We start from the raw sequence: 16,762 nt of genomic DNA, 5'->3' as shown, positions 1-16,762 counted from the left end.
CGTCCGCGGCCCCGGCCCATCGAGACCCGTCCGGCCGCCGGAGGCTACCGCTCGGACCGCCGAGCCTCCCGCACCCTCCGCAGCCGGTTCACCGTCACCGGGTCGAAGGCCAGGGCGCGTTCGTCGTCCAGCAGGGCGTTGAGGAGCTGGTAGTAGCGCACCGGCGCCAGGCCCAGCTCCTCGCGTATCGCGCGCTCCTTCGCGCCGGGGCCGGAGAAGCCGCGGCGCTCCAGGGCGAGGACGTCCCGCTCCCTGCGGTCCAGCTCCGGATGCTCCATGCCGAAAACCGTAACGCCCGCCACCGACAGCGCGGCTACTCCGCGTTCTGGGCGGTCAGCTGGAGCTCCCGCAGCACCGCGTCGGGGCTCCCGCCGGGACTCACCGCCGACCCGATCCGCTTCTTCACGGCCGCGCTGACCGTCGCCCAGGACGTCTTGCCCACCGGCGGCAGTTCGGAGGCGGGCAGCGCGTCGAGGAAGGGCTTGAGGTCGGCGTCCCGGGAGGCCCGGCTCATCGCCGTGGAGGCGGAGTTGGTCACCGGCAGCAGGTCGTACTCCCGGGAGAAGGCGAGCACGTTCTTCTCGCTGTACACGAAGTCGAGGAAGTCCCCCACCTGCTCGGCGTGGCCGTTCTTCTTGAAGGCCATCATCCAGTCGGCGACGCCCATGGAGTTCTTGGTGGGCCCGTCGGCTCCCGGCATGGGCACCATCCCGAACTTCACCCCCTTCGCGGCGGCGGTCTTCATCAGCGAGGGATGCCCGTTGAGCATGCCGACGTCCCCCGCGGCGAACGCCGAGAACGCGGCGGCCCGGTTGAGGTTCTCCGGCGCGACGGGCCCGGTCAGCCCCTTGTCGACGAGGTCGTCCTTGAGCCAGGTCAGCGTCGCGACGTTCTCGTCGGAGTCGATGCCGTACGTGCCGACGGAGTCGATGTAGCCGCCGCCCCCGCTCAGCAGCCACTGCATGGTCTCGGCCTGCGCCTCCTCCGGGCCGAGCGGCAGCGCGTACGGGTACTTCACCCCGTCCGCCTTGAGCGCCTCGGCGTCGGCGGCGAGCTGCTGCCACGTCTTGGGCGGGGTGAGCCCGGCGTCGGCGAAGAGGGTCTTGTTGTAGAAGAGGAGCCGGGTGGACGCGGCGAACGGCATCCCGTACTGCATCCCGTTGATCCGCCCGGCGGCACCGAGCTGGGCGACGAAGTCGGCCTGTTCGCGGATGCCGATCAGGTCGTCGGCCTTGTAGAGCAGGCCCTTGTCCGCGTAGTCGGCGTAGGCGCCGATCTGCGCCATGTCGGGCGCCTTCCCGGCGTCCACGAGCTCCTTGACCTCGCGGTCGACGTCGGTCCAGGAGTACACGCTGACGTCGATCTTCACGCCGGAGTGCTTGGCCTCGTACTCCTTGACGAGCTTGTCCCAGTACTTCCGGGAGCTGTTGGCCGAGCTGTCGCCGTAGTCGGCGGCGACCAGTTTCAGCGTCACCTCGTCCGATCCGCCGCCGAGCCCGCAGCCTCCCAGCACCGCCGTCATCCCCAGTGCGGACACCGCCGCGATCGTTCCCGTCCTACGCCGCCGCACCGACAACCGCCCCAAACCTACGTTCGAAAACTTTCGAAAAGTCATACATATCTCCGCCCTAAGGTCTACACCACGTAAGTGGACTAGACCTCTCGCGGGTCCAAGGGTCACACTGTCCCCCGTGAGACATGTCATCGCCCTCGACGTGGGCGGCACCGGGATGAAGGCGGCCTTGGTCGGCGCGGGCGGCGAGCTCCTGCACCAGGCCCGCCGCGCGACCGGACGCGAGCGCGGACCGGACGCGGTCGTCGACGGCATCCTCGACTTCGCCGCCGAGCTGCGTGCCTACGGCACCGAGCGGTTCGGGGCCCCCGCACTCGCGGCCGGCGTCGCCGTCCCCGGCATCGTCGACGAGGAGCACGGCGTCGCCGCCTACTCCGCCAACCTCGGCTGGCGGGACGTCCCGCTGCGCGCGCTGCTCACCGACCGCCTCGGCGGCGCCCCGGTCGCCCTCGGCCACGACGTCCGCACCGGCGGTCTCGCCGAGGGCCGGATCGGAGCCGGCCAGGGCACCGACCGCTTCCTCTTCGTCGCCCTGGGCACCGGCATCGCGGGCGCGATCGGCATCGCCGGCCGGGTGGAGGCGGGCGCGCACGGCTTCGCGGGCGAGATCGGCCACATCGTCGTACGGCCCGGAGGCATCCCCTGCCCCTGCGGCCAGCGGGGCTGCCTGGAGCGCTACGCCTCCGCGGCCGCGGTCAGCGAGGCCTGGGCCGCGGTCACCGGGAACCCGGAGGCGGATGCTGCGGACTGCGCGCGCGCCGTGGACGCCGAGGACCCGAAGGCCCGGGAGGTCTGGCAGCACGCCGTGGACACCCTGGCCGACGGCCTGACCACCGCCCTCACCCTCCTGGACCCCCGCACCCTGATCATCGGTGGCGGCCTGGCGGAGGCGGGGGAAACCTTGTTCACACCGCTGAGGGAAGCGGTCCGCAGCCGGATCACCTTCCAGAAGCCCCCGACGATCGTCCCCGCGGCTCTGGGCGACACGGCGGGATGCCTCGGTGCCGGGCTACTGGCCTGGGATCTCCTGGACACGACGGACGGTACGGAGGGAACGCGCTGATGGCAGCCCACCCAGGGGCGCGGGGAACTGCGCGATCAACCACACACGACCCGCACCCCGCAACCGGAAGGGCGCCCCTCGTCCTGTCCGGAGCAACCGTTGTCCTGCCCACAGGAACGGTCAAAGACGGCCAAGTCGTCATCGAGGGCACCCGAATCACCGGCACCGTCCCAGAGAACGCCCAGGTCATAGACGTAACCGGCCATTGGCTCGTCCCCGGCTTCGTCGACCTGCACAACCACGGCGGCGGCGGAGCCTCCTTCACCTCGGGCACCCCCGAGGACATCCTCCAGGGCATCCGCACCCACCTGACCCATGGCACCACCACCCTCGTCGCCTCCACCGTCACCGGCGACATGGACTTCCTCGCCCAGCGCGCCGGTCTCCTGTCCGAGCTCGCCGAGCAGGGCGACATCGCCGGCATCCACTTCGAGGGCCCCTTCATCTCGCCGTGCCGCAAGGGCGCGCACTCCGAGGCGCTGTTGCGCGACCCCGACCCCGCGGAGGTCCGCAAGCTGATCGACGCGGCGCGCGGACAGGCCCGGATGGTCACGCTGGCCACCGAACTCCCCGGCGGCCTCGACTCCGTACGGCTGCTCGCCGAGCACGGCGTCATCGCGGCGATCGGCCACACCGACGCGAGCTACGAGCAGACCGTGGAGGCCATCGACGCGGGCGCGACCGTGGCCACGCACCTCTTCAACGCGATGCCGCCCCTGGGCCACCGCGAGCCGGGCCCGATCGCCGCCCTGCTGGAGGACGAGCGCATCACGGTCGAGCTGATCAACGACGGCACGCATCTGCACCCGGCCGCGCTGCAACTGGCGTTCCACCACGCGCGGTCGGCACGGGTGGCGTTCATCACGGACGCGATGGACGCGGCCGGGTTCGGCGACGGCCGGTACATGCTCGGCCCGCTGGAGGTGGAGGTCAGCGAGGGTGTGGCCCGGCTCGTGGAGGGCGGCTCGATCGCCGGATCGACGCTCACCCTGGACCGCGCGTTCAAGCGGGCGGTGACCGTGGACGGGCTGCCCGTCGAGGACGTGGTCGCCGCGATCTCCGCCAACCCGGCCCGGCTGCTGGGGATGGCCGACCGCATCGGCTCCCTGGAGCCCGGCAAGGACGCCGACCTGGTCCTTCTCGACCATCAATTCGACCTCAAGGGCGTCATGCGCCGGGGTGAATGGGTGGTCGATCCCCAACTGGGGTGATGTGTCCCGCTGTTGACCCGGGGATCGTCCTGGGAGACTGGCCGGGCACATGTCCGTCCGTCTTCGGGGGAGGTCGGCCCGGGTGATCCTCACGGTCACGCTGAACACCGCTCTCGACATCACCTATCGCGTACGGTCGCTGCGGCCGCACACCAGCCACCGGGTCACGGAGGTCGTCGAACGCCCGGGCGGCAAGGGGCTGAACGTGGCCCGGGTACTGGCCGCGCTCGGCCACGAGGTGACGGTCACCGGCTTCACGGGCGGCGCGACCGGCCGTGCCGTCCAGGACCGGCTCACCGCCGTGCCGGGGTTGGTGGACGCGCTGGTCCCGGTCACCGGTGCGACCCGGCGTACGGTCGCGGTCGTGGACGAGCGGTCCGGCGACACCACGCAGCTCAACGAACCGGGTCCCACGGTGACGCCGGCGGAGTGGTCCGCCTTCCAGGAGGCGTACGAGGATCTCGTTCCGTCGGTCTCGGCGGTGGCCCTGTGCGGGAGCCTGCCGCCGGGGGTGCCGGTGGGCGCGTACGCGGGCCTGATCCGCACGGCGAAGGCGGCCGGGGTGCCGGTCCTCCTGGACACCAGCGGCGAGGCACTGCGCCGCGGGGTCGCCGCCCGCCCGGACATCCTCAAGCCGAACGCCGACGAACTGGCCGAACTGACGGGCTCCCACGACCCGCTCCGGGCGACCCAGGACGCGCGGCGCCGGGGAGCGCGGGCGGTCGTGGCATCCCTGGGCGGGGACGGCCTGCTCGCGACGACCCCCGAGGGCCGCTGGCGAGCCACCCCACCGACCCACCTCCACGGCAACCCGACCGGCGCGGGCGACTCGGCGGCAGCGGGCCTGCTGTCCGGCCTGGTGGAGCAACTCCCGTGGCCGGACCGCCTGTCGAGGGCGGTCGCCCTGGCGGGGGCGACCGTACTGGCTCCGGTGGCAGGCGAGTTCGACCGCGCGGCCTACGCGGACCTGCTGGAGCGGGTGACGGTGACGGGGGAGATCAGCGCGGCGTGACGCCTACTGGTCCACGTTCTCCGTCACCCGGAACTGGTCGAGCAGGGCGTTGCACTGGTTGCCCTGCTGGCAGGAGAGCTGGATCGTGTTGGTGCCCTTGGTCAGGGAGACCTGGGCCCAGGTCTCCTGCCACTGGTTCGCGGGCAGCCCACCGAAGTTCTTCATGTTCAGCGGCCGGGAGGAGGGCTTCCCGTTGACCGTCACCGTGGCGTTGGCGTCCTCGGCGGGGAGGCCGTAGCGGACGTAGACCCGGTAGACGCCGGCCTTCTCGATGCCGTTGACGGTCCAGGTGACCGAGGCGCCGACCTGGTTGAAGCCCTGGACGTACACGCCCCCGTCGGACTTCGCACCCTTCACGTCGGACGCGGTGGTAGGGCCGCCCTCCAGCCGCATCGTCTTGACGTCGGCCTGCGGAAGGTCGGCCGCCGCGTCCGACGCGGACGCCGAGGGGCTCGGCTCCGAGCTCTGCGAAGCGCTCGGCGTCGTCGCCGCCTCGTTGCCCGTGTTCTTCTTGTCGTCGTCGCCGCCCAGCATGGCCACGCTGATGCCGATGACGACCGCGGCGACCACCGCGATCGCGCCGATCAGCAGGCCCTTGGTGTTGGGGCCGCCGCCGCGGCCGCCGCCCGAGCTGTGGCCCGGCATGGGCTGCTGGGTGGTGGGGGCCGAGCCCGGGAGGGTCTCAGGGGCGGCGTAGTGCGCGTTGGGCTGGCCGTAGGCGCCCTGCTGCTGCGGGACCTGGCCGTACGCCGCGGTCGGCGCGGTGGGAGCCTGCGGCTGCTGGCCGTACTGGCGCTGACCGACCGCGCGCACTCTGTTGACGGAGTTCGGGTAGCCGTAGCCGCCGGAGGGCGGTTGGGCCCCGTTGGCCTGGCCGTCGGCGTAGAGGTAGCCGAACGGGTCGTCGTCCTCGGGCGTGCTCGCCCCGTTGTTGCCGGACGTCATCCCTTGGTACTCCTCAAGCAGGTGCGATCGGATGCGATACGTGGAGTCAGAATGGCGAGCCTACCCGCTCCTGATGGCCCAAACGGGTGACTCGGATCGCATCGGCTCGCTGACCTGGGGCTCAGCCCGCGCGTCTGTGCTGTTTGGGACGAGATCGTTTCTCGACGTACATCCGCTCGTCGGCGGACTTCAACACTTCGTCCGCGGTCATGCCGCAGTGCGCCCAGCCGATACCGAAGCTCGCACCGACCCGCACGGCCCGTCCCTCGGCCCGGATGGGCTGGATGATCTCGTTGCGCAGGCGTACGGCGAGGTCGGCGGCGTCGGCCTTGCCGAGCCCGTCGGCGAGGATCACGAACTCGTCGCCGCCGAGCCGGGCCACGGTGTCGCCGTCGCGGACGCACTGGGACAGCCGCCGGGCGACCTCGATGAGGACCGCGTCGCCCGCGTTGTGCCCGAACCGGTCGTTGATGGACTTGAAGCCGTCGAGGTCGCAGAAGAGCACCGCGAGCCCCTTGGTGCCGTCGTCGCGCTCCCCCTGGGGGGCGGTGGTGTGCACATGGTGGTCGAAGGTGTCGTAGGCCTCCGCGCCGCCCTGCCGGAAGTCGAAGCCGTGGCCGCCCGCGTCGAAGGCCGGGTGGCCGAAGGCCGCGTCGATGGGCTCCAGGGCGCCGGTGTGGGTGGGGCGCTGACAGAGCCGGGAGGACAGCCGGGCGCGCAGCTCGGCGGAGTTCGGCAGACCGGTCAGCGAGTCGTGGGAGGCGCGGTGGGCGAGCTGCATCTCACGCTGCTTGCGTTCCCCGATGTCCTCGACGTGGGTGAGCAGGAAGCGCGGGCCGTCGGCGGCGTCGGCGACCACCGAGTTGCGCAGGGACACCCAGATGTACGTGCCGTCCCGGCGGCCGAGGCGGAGCTCCGCGCGCCCGCCCTCCGCGGAGGTGCGCAGCAGGGTGCCTATGTCCTCGGGGTGGACGAGGTCGGAGAAGGAGTAGCGGCGCATCGCGGAGGCGGGGCGGCCCAGCAGGCGGCACAGGGCGTCGTTGGTGCGCAGGATCCGGCCGTGCTGGTCGCCGCCCATCTCGGCGATGGCCATGCCGGAGGGGGCGTACTCGAAGGCCTGCCGGAAGCTCTCCTCGCTGGCCCGCAGAGCCTGCTGCTCCCTTTCGAGCCTGACCAGTGCTCGCTGCATGTTGGCACGTAGACGCGCGTTGCTGATCGCGATGGCGGCCTGGAAGGCGTACATCTGGAGCGCTTCGCGGCCCCATGCGCCGGGCCTGCGGCCGTTGCGCGGCCGGTCCACGGAGAGCACGCCGATCAGCTCGCCGCACTGTCCGCCGGGCACGCTCGGCGTGTACATGGGCGCGAACAGCCGGTCGGAGGGGTGCCACTCGTCCTCGAAGCGGGGGGCGGGCCCGTCGGTGTACCACTGCGGGACGTCGTCGTCGTCGAGGACCCAGCCCTCGGTGTGCGGGATGAAGACCAGGTCGCCCCAGGTCTCTCCCATGCTCAGCCGGCGTTCCCAGGACTCGCGGGAGCCCACCCGGCCGGTGATCAGCGCCTCGGCGGCCTGGTTCCCGGAGAAGGCGGCGACCACGAGGTCGCCGTCGGGGCGCACGAGATTGACGCACGCCAGTTCGTAACCGAGTGCGGTGACCACGCCGTTCGCGACGGTCTGCAGTGTGTCGGCCAGGCTACGGGCCGTGTTCATGTCGGCCATGACCTGGTGCAGTTGTCGCAGGGACGCAAGACGGACGTAGGGCTCCGACTCGGTCTCCATTGCTTGCCCTCCCCCCGAGACCTCGCAGCGAATCAAGGGTCATCTGTCCAGCCACTGAATCACAGCGCGCTGCCCGCTCGGTACACAGGGTCAACAATTGGCACCTCTTGTGACTCAAGTCACAGCGAAAGGTGAGCAATTGAGCGGGGTTTCTGCGTTTTTCCTGTGCGCTTACTGAACACAAACTTTGGGCGATTGTGGAGGCGCAGGTGGGCGGTCCGTCAGGAGACCTAGGTCCGGTCTCGGGCGGAGGCCCGATGCGCGGCACGCGCCGCCGAGATTAGCGTTTCCGGCGTGTCGAACCCTCCCGCCCCCGCCGTCCCGATGATCCCCTCGCCCACCTCCGGGCATGCTGTGGGGGTGAGCAACGACGAGTTCCGCGCGGCCATGTCCCGGCTGGCCGCGGGTGTGGTCCTGGTGACCGCGTTCGAGCCCCCGCTCGACGCCGAGGGCCCCGGCGGCGAGGACGTCGGCATGACCGCCACGGCCTTCCTGTCGGTCTCCCTCGACCCGCCTCTGGTGCTGGTCAGCCTGCGTACCGGCTCCCGGATGGACGACCTGCTCGACGAGCAGCCGCACTGGGCGGTCTCCGTCCTGTCCGAGAGCCAGCGGCACATCGCCGGCCGCTTCGCCATGAAGGGCCGCATCAGCGACCGCCTCCTGTTCGAGGACATCCCGTACGTCCGCGGCGCGGCGACCGGCGCCGTACTCGTGGGCGGCGCGCTGGCCACCCTGGAGTGCCGCACCGAGCAGCGCGTCCAGGCCGGCGACCACACCCTGGTGATCGGCCGGGTCCTGACGGCGGACGTGCCGAGCGCGGACGGCGGGCCGCTCGCCTATTTCCGGGGCAGGTACCGGCAGTTGGGATGAATTCCCGTCGCCGGGGCCCGACGCCGCGGCTTAAGGTCGCCGGATGACATTCGCACCACGGCTCGAAGAGATCACACCCGGGAATTTCGAAACCGCGACCGCTATACGCGTCCACCCCGACCAGGAATTCGCGGCCTCCCCCGTCATGCAGTCCCTCGCCGAGGCCTACGTCCACCCCCGGGGCGTTGCCTGGCCCCGCCTGATCGTCGACGGTGACCGCGCGGTCGGCTTCCTGATGGCGTTCCTCGACATCGACTGGCGCGGCGACGGCGGCTCCTTGATCCGCTCCGGCCTGTGGCGGCTGAACATCGCGGCCGACGCCCAGGGCAGCGGCTACGGCCGGTTCGCGGTCGAGTCGGTCGCCGCGGAGCTGCGCCGCCGGGGCACGAAGGAGCTGTACGTCACCTGGCACGAGGGCGAGAAGGGCCCGGCGGAGTTCTACCTCCGGCTCGGCTTCCGCCGGACCGGAGAGCTGAGCGGCGGCGAGACGGTGGGGGTCCTGGACCTCGAGTGAGCCGTGTACGAACGTGAACGCGTCCGTTTCTCAGGGGCGCGGGGAACTGCGCGAGAAGCCGCACCGGCCGGCACCGGGCAGACGACCGGTCACCCCCAGTCCCGGCCCTGCCGCCCCCGCTTCGTGTCCGACCGCGCCTTCTTCTCCCGCAACCGCCGCTCGTTGATCCCACGAGGGATCCGCGTGGGCCGCCGCGGCTTCGGCGGCGGCGCCGTCGCTTCCGCCAGCAGCGCCGCGAGGCGTACGGCGGCCGTCTCCCGGTTCCGCCACTGCGACCGGTGCTCGGAGGACCGTACGGTCACGACCCCGTCGACGAGCCGCGAGGCCAGCTTGTCGAGGGCCCGCTGCTTCCAGACGTCGGGCAGCGCCTCGGTGCGGGCGAGGTCGAAGCGGAGTTCCACCTGGGAGTCACTGGTGTTGACGTGCTGGCCGCCCGGACCGGACGACCGCGAGAAACGCCACATGAGCTCGGCCTCGGGAAGCGAGACGGAGCCGCGGATGACGTAAGGACCGGACATGGGGTCCATGTTCCCGCCCCTGACCGGTCCACGTCACCCCAATATCGCCCGTCCGCCGCCCGCGTCCGCTTGGGTAAAGAAAGTAAAGAAGCGGGGAACCTTCGACACCGCTCGCGGCGTTCATAGAGGTAGCTGTAGCTTCGTGCGCGTTACTTAACGAGGGAAGGGACTCCCAACAATGGCTGTAAGCCTGTCCAAGGGTGGCAACGTCTCGCTCACCAAGGAGGCTCCGGGCCTGACCGCCGTCACCGTGGGCCTCGGCTGGGACGTCCGCACCACCACCGGCACGGACTTCGACCTCGACGCCTCCGCGATCGCGGTCAACACGCAGGGCAAGGTCTACTCGGACGCCCACTTCGTGTTCTTCAACAACAAGCAGACCCCGGACAGCACCATCGTCCACACCGGTGACAACCGCACCGGCGAGGGCGCGGGCGACGACGAGGCGATCAACGTCAACCTGGCCGGTCTCCCGGCCGACATCGACAAGATCGTCTTCCCGGTCTCGATCTACGACGCGGAGAACCGCTCGCAGAACTTCGGCCAGGTCCGCAACGCCTACATCCGCATCGTCAACCAGGCCGGCGGCGCCGAGATCGCCCGCTACGACCTCTCCGAGGACGCGGCCACGGAGACGGCGATGGTCTTCGGCGAGCTGTACCGCAACGGCGCGGAGTGGAAGTTCCGCGCGGTGGGCCAGGGCTACGCGTCCGGCCTGGTCGGCATCGCCCAGGACTTCGGGGTCAACGTCTGACGAGTTGCCACGCTGAGCTGAGCGGAAGCCCCCGGCCATACCGGCCGGGGGCTTCGGCGTCAGGTCTGCGACACGAACGCGGTCCAGCCGGCCGGGGTGAAGGCCAGACGGGGTCCGGCGGTGCCGTTCTCGGAATCGGACACCCGGGGTGACCGTCTGCCGTGTGTCCGAACCCCCGGCGGCGGAGGGCGAGCGGCCGGACCGGCGAAGACCAGGCCCCCGGGCCGCCGAAGAAGCGGCAACGGCCCCGCAAGAAGCTCCTGCCCGCCGTACCGCAGCCGGGCTACCCGGCCCCCGCGCTCATCCAGCGGGCGATCGAGCTCCTGGCCACCCTCCGCCGCCACGACCCCCGCCTGCTCCTGTCGACCACGGACACGGAACACCTGGCCCCCGGAGTCGCCGCGTGGCTGGAACGGGACCTGGCCCCCACCGCCGTACGGGACGCCCTGACCGCGCGCCTCCCGATGGAACCCCTGCACCGGCCTGCGGCCTTCCTGGCCCACCGCCTCTCCGCCCAGCTGCCGCCCCTGCCCCCGATCCCGGCCCCCCGGCCCCACCCCGGGAGATCCCACACCCGCTCCAGGACTGCGACGGCTGCACCCGCGTCTTCCGTGCCTCCGAGCCAGGCCGCTGCCGCGACTGCCGTAACGACGGGGGGAGTCCGGGAGGCCCTGGGCACCTGTGATGAAACTGAGCCCAGTTCCCGTGAGAGGCGTGAAGAAACCAGGAAGATTGACTGTGTGTTCTTCGAATCGCCGGGCACGAGGAGCAGCGGAGGTTGATAACTATGGTTCCCCTGCTTGTCGTTCTGCTTCTGGCCCTGATCCTCTTCGGTGCGGGATTCGCGCTGAAGGCACTGTGGTGGCTCGCCGTCATCGTGCTGGTCGTCTGGCTGCTGGGCTTCGTGCTGCGCAGCGCGGACACAGGCGGCCGCAAGGGCCGCTGGTACCGCTGGTGACCTCAGAAGCAGCCGACCTGTAGGGCTCCGGGACCACCCGGGGCCCTACGGGTGCTGACGGCGTTCGGGGTCACGCGGTCGCACCGAAGTCCTGGGTCCAGTAGAAGCCCGGCTGGGCCAGGCCGATGCCGATCTCCTTGAAGGCGCAGTTGAGGATGTTCGCCTTGTGGCCGGGGCTGTTCATCCAGCCGTCCATGACGCTCTCGGGGGAGCTGTAGCCGTAGGCGACGTTCTCGCCCGCCGTCCTGAACGCGTAGCCGACCCGGGTGAGGCGGTCGGCCATGGAGGAGCCGTCGGAGCCGGTGTGGGACATGTTCTGGTGGTCGGCCATGTCCTGGCTGTGATCCTGGGCGGCCTTGGTGAGCTTGGCGTTCTCGGTCAGCGGCGAGCAACCGGCCTTCGCGCGCTCGGCGTTGACGAGAGTGAGCACCTGATCCGTGGGCCCCGGGTCCACGCTCGCGGCGGCGGCCCGGGGTGTGCCGCTGAAGGCCGTGGCCTTGGGGAGGCTCGACGGCGTGACGGGCGGGGTGGTCGCAGGGGTGGCGGTCGGGGTGCGGGACGCCTTGGGCGACGGGCTGGGGGAAGGACTTGCGGAGGCGGTCGGTGTGTCGGTCGGGGTGGCGGTGGCGGCCGTCGCCGACGCCAAGGCGGTCGCGGACGCGAAAGCGGACGCCGACGGTGTCGCGGCGGCCACCGGACGCGATGTCTCGCCCCACCCCCACCACTTGAACGAGGCGATGTTCCAGCCCTCCGGCCCGATACCGCCCGCCTGGGCGGCGACGGGAATGCCCACGGCGCCGACGGTCAGCACGGCGGCTATGGCACCCGCCCTCTTGCGGCGTTTCGGCTTCTGCCGGTGTCTGGGCATGCGTGACCCCATTCAGGTAGACCGGTATTCGACAGCAAACGTCACTGCAAAGCGGTGCCGCCTTCCGCAGCCCGTCGACGAGCCCGGTCATTATGTGGAGCGGTGAGCGCGGTGGGCAATGAATGCCCTAGCCGCAGCCGGGTTCACGCTCCGTGACGGCCCGGTCGACGCATCCGGATCCCTTCACATCCCCTTCGGCACCCGCACACACGCGTGACCAGGCCGCTCGCACCCTTTCGCAACCGCGATCGCAACACCGGACGGTCGGCCGAATTTCCCGGTCCTGGTGACAGCATCCCGATTAGGCCCCAGAGGGGCGCCCTTACCACTTATCGGCAACGGGGTAATCGACGCGATCAATGACAATCCCGGCGTGACACACATCACTACAACCTGACGGCGCCCGGCGGCGACCAGAAGGCAGTTCCAAGAACAGGCCGGCACACAGGGAGGTGACGGATGTCGTCCGAGCTCCGGTCAGAACACGCCCTTGTAGCCCTGCCACCCGGTCGCGATCTTCGTACGGGCCCCGAACGACCCCTTGCCGTTGCCGGTGTTGCGCCACATCGTGCCCGCGGTGTCCCGGGAGACGAGGTCCGCCTTGCCGTCACCCGTGAGGTCGCCGACGCCGACGACGGCGTTGTACGACGAGCCCCAGTTCGCGGCGACCTTCACCCGCGCCCTGAAGCCGCCGGTGCCGTTGCCGTCGTACCGCCACAGGGTGTTCGCCTTGTCCTGGGCCAGCAGGTCCCCGCGGCCGTCGCCGTTGAAGTCGCCGACGCCCACGATCTTCTTGTACGTCTTCCAGTTGTCGTAGAGCTTCACCCGCGCCGACAGCTTCCCCGCGCTCGTGCCCTTGTAGAGGTACACGGCGCCGGTGGAGCGGTTGCGGGCGACGAGGTCGGGCCGGCCGTCGCCGTTCACGTCTCCCGGCGAGGTCAGGACGTCGTACTGGTTCCAGCCCTTGCCGAGCGAGGTGCGCGGGGTGGTCGTGTTGAACACCTGCCCCCGCACGGTGCGGTACACCCGGAGTTCGCCGCTGCTGAAGCGGACGAGGACGTCGTTCTGGCGGTCGCCGTTCAGGTCGCCGAACGGGACCAGGGTCACCGAAGAGGGCCAGTCCGAGGCCGACATGGCCTTGCCGATGCCTCCCGTGCCGTCGCCCGGGCGGTAGCTGACGACACCGGACGAGCTGAGGGTCATCAGGTCGCCGATGCCGTCGGGCACCCAGGTGCCGTAGTTGATGAAGTCGCGGCGCACGACGGCTCCGTGGTCCACGCGCACCGACTGGGTGACGGTCATCGCAGGCCCCGAGCCGTCGGCGGGCGGGGCGGTCACCTTGAGGGTGTACGTGCCGTTGGGGACGTACGCACCCCGGCCGTCGCGGTCGTCCCACCGGAGGGACAGGTTCCCCGACACCTCACCGCCGGAGAACGTACGGACCACCGTGCCGGTGGCCTTGCTGGTGAGCGTGGCCTTCCAGGAGGCGGCGGGCTTCGAGAGCAGCCCGCGCCACTGCCACCACGGTTCGCCGCCGATGTTGTAGGTCGCCTCGGACTCGATCACACCTAGCGCCTGGGTGGCGGCACCGCTGGGCACCAGGTGGATCCGCCGGTCGGCGTCGACGTAGGCCACGGGGCCGCCGAACTTGTCGACGGTCCATGTCACCCCGCGCAGGCTGGAGTTGCCCGCGGCGAGGTCGCCGATCTTCCGGGTCGTGGTGGTGCCGTCGGCGAAGGAGGTGAGCAGGAGCTCTCCGGCCGCGGTGTCGTGCCGTACGACATAGCCGTCGCCGAGCAGGGCCTCGCCGGAGGGGACGGTGATGTTCTTCTTCGCCGTGCGGTCCCACACGCCCGCCTTCGCGGTCGGGCCGCAGGACCAGTAGATCCAACGGCCCACCGTCTGAAGCTCCTTGGGGACGCAGGGGGCGCCGGTGGCGATCGTGTCGGTGACCTTGCCGGTCTTCAGGTCCTTCGCGGTGACGACACCCGTGCCGGAGCCCGGCGTCCACAGCTTGGTGCCCCAGACGGAGGCGGCCGTGACCGAGCGGGTCACGATGGGCTGGAGATCGGAGTAGACGCCGAGGTCGCCGATGTACTGCTTGGCCGGGGAGGAGCCGTTGACGATGGCGTAGCGGCCGGTGACGTCGAGGAGGGATCCGGCGGCGGAGGGCAGGTAGAAGCCCTTCTGGTCGTCGAGCGACTGGACATAGGAACCCGGTCCATCAGGGTCGGGTTCGGCCTTGAACGTCACCACCTGTCCGTCTCCGGTGGCGTAGGGACCGACCCCGCGAACGTCCCAGCCCTGCCAACTCGTCGCGCCCGGTGTTCCGTCGGCCGCGATCCGCCGCGTGTAATAGGCGCCCATGAAACTGGCGTCGGCCTCGTTGGTGGCCAGCGTGCCGTTCTGGAGCGACAGCCGGTCGATCCGCGCGGCCGCCGGCGGTACGGCGGTCAGCTCCGTCAGTGTCGGCGCGGCTGCCCCCGTGCCGGTGACCCGGCGCACCGCCCAGCCGCCGGAGTCGGTGCCGCCCACGGCCAGCAGGGCGCCGTCCGGCGCGGTGACGAGGGAGCTGTTCGCATGCCGGAGCAGGGTGACCGGGTCACCGCCCGCCAGGGGTACGGCCATCAGCCGCTCGCCGGACTTGTCGACCCAGTCCTGCGGGCTCCCCGGCACGGAACGGGCCACCACCAGCCAGTTCCCGGCGATGCCCACGGACGGGGTGCCCTCGGTGCCGGGCAGCGTCAGCTCGGTGCCCGGGGCGGAGAGGTCGGCGCGGTCCAGGACGTGGGCGGACCAGAGGCCGGACCACCAGACCAGCCGGTCCGCGCTCAGCGCCACGCCGGTCGGTACGGCGTTCAGGGTCACGTCGCCGGTGACCTTCGCGGTGGCCAGGTCCACCAGCGTCAGGTGCCGGACGCCGTTCGGGAGCGTGTAGGTGAGGACGGCGGTGGTGCTGTCGCCGCCCAGCACGGTGAAGTTGGTGGTGATGCCGGTCGGCCAGCCGTCGACGGGGGTGCCGTCGGCGGGCGCGCCCGGGCCGTAGAGCCAGGGGGTGCGGTTGCTGGCGGTGTCCCGGGCCTGGGTCAGCACGTGGGTGCCGAAGGTGGCCTGGTAGGTGCCGTGGGTGAGGGGGACGTCGGTGCTGGTACCGGCGACCATGTCCCTGAGGACGACCTTCCCGGTGGGCGAGACGACCTCGGTGACGACGTCGGACGACGAGCCCAGGTAGCCGGGGATCTCCAGGGCGGCCAGGTCGCCCAGCTCGGTCGTCACGCCGGTGGCGTACGACGTCCACAGGTAGCCGGTACGGCCTTCCTGGGTGTGCAGGTAGCCACTGGGACCCGCACTGCGGATCCGGTCCGCGCGCGGAACGTAACGGTCGGACTGGAAAACCTTCTCCGCCGTGAGGCCGGTACCGGCCGTGCCGGTGGTTCCGGTGCCGGCGGAGGCGGTGGCCGCACCGGTGATCCCCCCGGTGGTCGCGGCGAGGACCGTCAGTGCGGCTATGACCCCGCGTGCGGTGGTACGTCTGGCCAACGTCGGCTCCTGGGCCTGTAGTCGGATCGAAGGCCGAGCACGAAGGGAACGACGGCACCCCGACAGGCGCACGCCACATGAACGGTGCAAAGTCCCCGGCCCCCCGGCCGTCCCCCCAAGCACAGCCGCACGAGGCTAACACCAGCCTGGCCCCGATCCCCTTGCGGCCTCTGCTTCAGGTGCCGATCTTGTCCAGCTCGACGAGGTCCTCCTCGGAGAGGCGGAGGCCCGCGCCGGTGACGTTCTCGCGCAGGTGGGCCACCGACGACGTGCCGGGGATGAGCAGGATGTTGGGGGATCGTCGGAGCAGCCAGGCCAGGGCGACCGACATCGGCGTCGCCTCCAACCGGGTGGCCACGGCGGTCAGCGCCTCCGACTGCAGCGGGGTGAAGCCGCCGAGCGGGAAGAACGGCACGTAGGCGATGTTCTGGGCGGCGAGGTCGTCGATCAGTTCGTCGTCGTGGCGGTGGGCGAGGTTGTACAGGTTCTGGACGCACACGATCGGTGCGATCTCCTGCGCCTCGGCGACCTGTTGTGCGGTCGCGTTGCTCACGCCCAGGTGTCGGATCAGGCCCTGCCGCTGGAGTTCGGCGAGGGCCTCGAAGGGCTCGGCGAGCGAGCCGGGCCGGGGGCCCTGGGCGTCGCCCAGCCGGAGATCGACCACGTCGAGCGCGTCCAGGCCGAGGTCCTCCAGGTTCTCGTGGACGGCCCGGCGCAGCTCCCCGGGCCGCCGGGCGGGAGGCCAGCCGCCCTGCCCGTCACGCACCGCGCCGACCTTGGTCACGATGTGCAGCGAGGCCGGATAGGGGTGCAGCGCTTCCCGGATGAGCCGGTTGGTGACGCGCGGTCCGTAGGCGCCTGCGGTGTCGATGTGGGTGATCCCTCGGTCCACGGCCTCCCGCAGGACGGCGAGCGCACCCTGATGGTCGGCGGGCGGGCCCATGACCCCGGGTCCGGCGAGCTGCATGGCGCCGTAGCCGAAACGGGTGACGGTCAGGTCGCCCAGGGTCCAGGTGCCACCGGGCAGTGCGGCCGAAGGTGTGTGCATGAGTGTGTCTCCCCTGCTGAGCCGAACGGGCGTCGTCGCTCCGACGGCGTCGATGGTCACCCGCCCGGAAACGGCACCGCCAATACCGAACCGGTGCTCTGTCATACCCGG

At 71.0% G+C, this 16,762-nt stretch carries 15 protein-coding genes and 1 pseudogene; 8 read left to right on the top strand and 8 right to left on the bottom strand.

Annotation, left to right across the window (positions count from 1 at the left end; translation table 11 throughout):
• Positions 1-44: 44 nt before the first annotated feature.
• Together OHN19_RS23485 and OHN19_RS23480 are read right to left on the bottom strand one after the other, a co-directional pair.
• On the bottom strand, positions 45-278 hold the full coding sequence (locus OHN19_RS23485) for a DUF3263 domain-containing protein (protein WP_330266064.1): 234 nt from the start codon (positions 276-278) through the stop codon (positions 45-47).
• A gap of 35 nt (positions 279-313) precedes the next feature.
• Entirely contained in the window at positions 314-1,522 is a 1,209-nt protein-coding gene (locus OHN19_RS23480) for an extracellular solute-binding protein (RefSeq protein WP_330269687.1), read from the bottom strand.
• A gap of 169 nt (positions 1,523-1,691) precedes the next feature.
• Here OHN19_RS23480 and OHN19_RS23475 point away from each other — a divergent pair, with 169 nt between their 5' ends.
• The 3 genes from OHN19_RS23475 to OHN19_RS23465 all read left to right on the top strand — a co-directional run bounded on the left by OHN19_RS23475 (position 1,692) and on the right by OHN19_RS23465 (position 4,859).
• On the top strand, positions 1,692-2,636 hold the full coding sequence (locus OHN19_RS23475; protein WP_330266063.1) for an ROK family protein: 945 nt from the start codon (positions 1,692-1,694) through the stop codon (positions 2,634-2,636).
• Positions 2,636-3,847: an N-acetylglucosamine-6-phosphate deacetylase gene (gene nagA / locus OHN19_RS23470; protein ID WP_330266062.1), complete on the top strand. Its 1,212-nt coding sequence runs from the start codon at positions 2,636-2,638 to the stop codon at positions 3,845-3,847. Before OHN19_RS23475 ends, nagA begins: the two co-directional genes overlap by 1 nt.
• An 82-nt stretch (positions 3,848-3,929) precedes the next feature.
• Positions 3,930-4,859, top strand: coding sequence for a 1-phosphofructokinase family hexose kinase (locus OHN19_RS23465; RefSeq protein WP_330269686.1), 930 nt, complete (start codon positions 3,930-3,932; stop codon positions 4,857-4,859).
• 3 nt (positions 4,860-4,862) lie between these two features.
• Here the strand turns inward: OHN19_RS23465 and OHN19_RS23460 are convergent, their stop codons facing one another.
• Both OHN19_RS23460 and cdgB read right to left on the bottom strand, forming a co-directional pair.
• The gene (locus OHN19_RS23460) at positions 4,863-5,804 is read right to left on the bottom strand and encodes a carbohydrate-binding protein (protein WP_330266061.1); all 942 of its coding nucleotides are present in this window, start codon (positions 5,802-5,804) and stop codon (positions 4,863-4,865) included.
• Positions 5,805-5,925: 121 nt separating this feature from the next.
• Entirely contained in the window at positions 5,926-7,581 is a 1,656-nt protein-coding gene (gene cdgB, locus OHN19_RS23455) for a diguanylate cyclase CdgB (RefSeq protein WP_330266060.1), read from the bottom strand.
• A 324-nt stretch (positions 7,582-7,905) separates the two neighbouring features.
• On the opposite strand from cdgB, the gene OHN19_RS23450 reads away from it, so the two are divergent.
• Together OHN19_RS23450 and OHN19_RS23445 are read left to right on the top strand one after the other, a co-directional pair.
• Positions 7,906-8,451 carry a flavin reductase family protein gene (locus OHN19_RS23450; RefSeq protein ID WP_123761577.1) on the top strand — a complete coding sequence of 182 codons (546 nt, stop codon included), beginning with the start codon at positions 7,906-7,908 and terminating at the stop codon, positions 8,449-8,451.
• A gap of 43 nt (positions 8,452-8,494) precedes the next feature.
• Entirely contained in the window at positions 8,495-8,965 is a 471-nt protein-coding gene (locus tag OHN19_RS23445; protein ID WP_330266059.1) for a GNAT family N-acetyltransferase, read from the top strand.
• Between the two features lie 89 nt (positions 8,966-9,054).
• Here the strand turns inward: OHN19_RS23445 and arfB are convergent, their stop codons facing one another.
• Positions 9,055-9,492: an alternative ribosome rescue aminoacyl-tRNA hydrolase ArfB gene (gene arfB / locus OHN19_RS23440; protein WP_330266058.1), complete on the bottom strand. Its 438-nt coding sequence runs from the start codon at positions 9,490-9,492 to the stop codon at positions 9,055-9,057.
• A 169-nt stretch (positions 9,493-9,661) separates the two neighbouring features.
• On the opposite strand from arfB, the gene OHN19_RS23435 reads away from it, so the two are divergent.
• From OHN19_RS23435 to OHN19_RS23425, 3 genes and pseudogenes are all read left to right on the top strand, one after another.
• On the top strand, positions 9,662-10,237 hold the full coding sequence (locus OHN19_RS23435; RefSeq protein WP_037709701.1) for a TerD family protein: 576 nt from the start codon (positions 9,662-9,664) through the stop codon (positions 10,235-10,237).
• 194 nt (positions 10,238-10,431) lie between these two features.
• Positions 10,432-10,922: pseudogene (locus OHN19_RS23430) on the top strand (helix-turn-helix domain-containing protein); the annotation flags it as partial.
• A 102-nt stretch (positions 10,923-11,024) separates the two neighbouring features.
• Entirely contained in the window at positions 11,025-11,195 is a 171-nt protein-coding gene (locus tag OHN19_RS23425; protein ID WP_123761582.1) for a hydrophobic protein, read from the top strand.
• A gap of 70 nt (positions 11,196-11,265) precedes the next feature.
• Here the strand turns inward: OHN19_RS23425 and OHN19_RS23420 are convergent, their stop codons facing one another.
• From OHN19_RS23420 to OHN19_RS23410, 3 genes are all read right to left on the bottom strand, one after another.
• Positions 11,266-12,063, bottom strand: coding sequence for a CAP domain-containing protein (locus OHN19_RS23420; protein ID WP_330266057.1), 798 nt, complete (start codon positions 12,061-12,063; stop codon positions 11,266-11,268).
• Between the two features lie 477 nt (positions 12,064-12,540).
• Positions 12,541-15,603 carry an FG-GAP-like repeat-containing protein gene (locus tag OHN19_RS23415; RefSeq protein ID WP_330266056.1) on the bottom strand — a complete coding sequence of 1,021 codons (3,063 nt, stop codon included), beginning with the start codon at positions 15,601-15,603 and terminating at the stop codon, positions 12,541-12,543.
• Positions 15,604-15,778: 175 nt separating this feature from the next.
• Positions 15,779-16,651, bottom strand: a complete 873-nt coding sequence (locus OHN19_RS23410) for an aldo/keto reductase family oxidoreductase (RefSeq protein WP_330266055.1) — start codon at positions 16,649-16,651, stop codon at positions 15,779-15,781.
• Positions 16,652-16,762: the final 111 nt, after the last annotated feature.

Origin of the sequence: Streptomyces griseorubiginosus, from assembly GCF_036345115.1 — a bacterium.
Lineage (GTDB): Bacteria > Actinomycetota > Actinomycetes > Streptomycetales > Streptomycetaceae > Streptomyces > Streptomyces griseorubiginosus_C.
Note: the sequence above shows the minus strand (reverse complement) of the source record. Positions and strands in the feature narration are given on the sequence as shown.

What these genes read in the sequence shown, in the direction of transcription:
- OHN19_RS23485 (WP_330266064.1), bottom strand. Translation starts at nt 278, where the DNA reads ATGGAGCATCCGGAGCTGGACCGCAGGGAGCGGGACGTCCTCGCCCTG.
- OHN19_RS23480 (WP_330269687.1), bottom strand. Translation starts at nt 1,522, where the DNA reads ATGACGGCGGTGCTGGGAGGCTGCGGGCTCGGCGGCGGATCGGACGAG.
- nagA (WP_330266062.1), top strand. Translation starts at nt 2,636, where the DNA reads ATGGCAGCCCACCCAGGGGCGCGGGGAACTGCGCGATCAACCACACAC.
- OHN19_RS23460 (WP_330266061.1), bottom strand. Translation starts at nt 5,804, where the DNA reads ATGACGTCCGGCAACAACGGGGCGAGCACGCCCGAGGACGACGACCCG.
- cdgB (WP_330266060.1), bottom strand. Translation starts at nt 7,581, where the DNA reads ATGGAGACCGAGTCGGAGCCCTACGTCCGTCTTGCGTCCCTGCGACAA.
- OHN19_RS23450 (WP_123761577.1), top strand. Translation starts at nt 7,906, where the DNA reads ATGATCCCCTCGCCCACCTCCGGGCATGCTGTGGGGGTGAGCAACGAC.
- OHN19_RS23445 (WP_330266059.1), top strand. Translation starts at nt 8,495, where the DNA reads ATGACATTCGCACCACGGCTCGAAGAGATCACACCCGGGAATTTCGAA.
- arfB (WP_330266058.1), bottom strand. Translation starts at nt 9,492, where the DNA reads ATGGACCCCATGTCCGGTCCTTACGTCATCCGCGGCTCCGTCTCGCTT.
- OHN19_RS23435 (WP_037709701.1), top strand. Translation starts at nt 9,662, where the DNA reads ATGGCTGTAAGCCTGTCCAAGGGTGGCAACGTCTCGCTCACCAAGGAG.
- OHN19_RS23425 (WP_123761582.1), top strand. Translation starts at nt 11,025, where the DNA reads ATGGTTCCCCTGCTTGTCGTTCTGCTTCTGGCCCTGATCCTCTTCGGT.
- OHN19_RS23420 (WP_330266057.1), bottom strand. Translation starts at nt 12,063, where the DNA reads ATGCCCAGACACCGGCAGAAGCCGAAACGCCGCAAGAGGGCGGGTGCC.
- OHN19_RS23410 (WP_330266055.1), bottom strand. Translation starts at nt 16,651, where the DNA reads ATGCACACACCTTCGGCCGCACTGCCCGGTGGCACCTGGACCCTGGGC.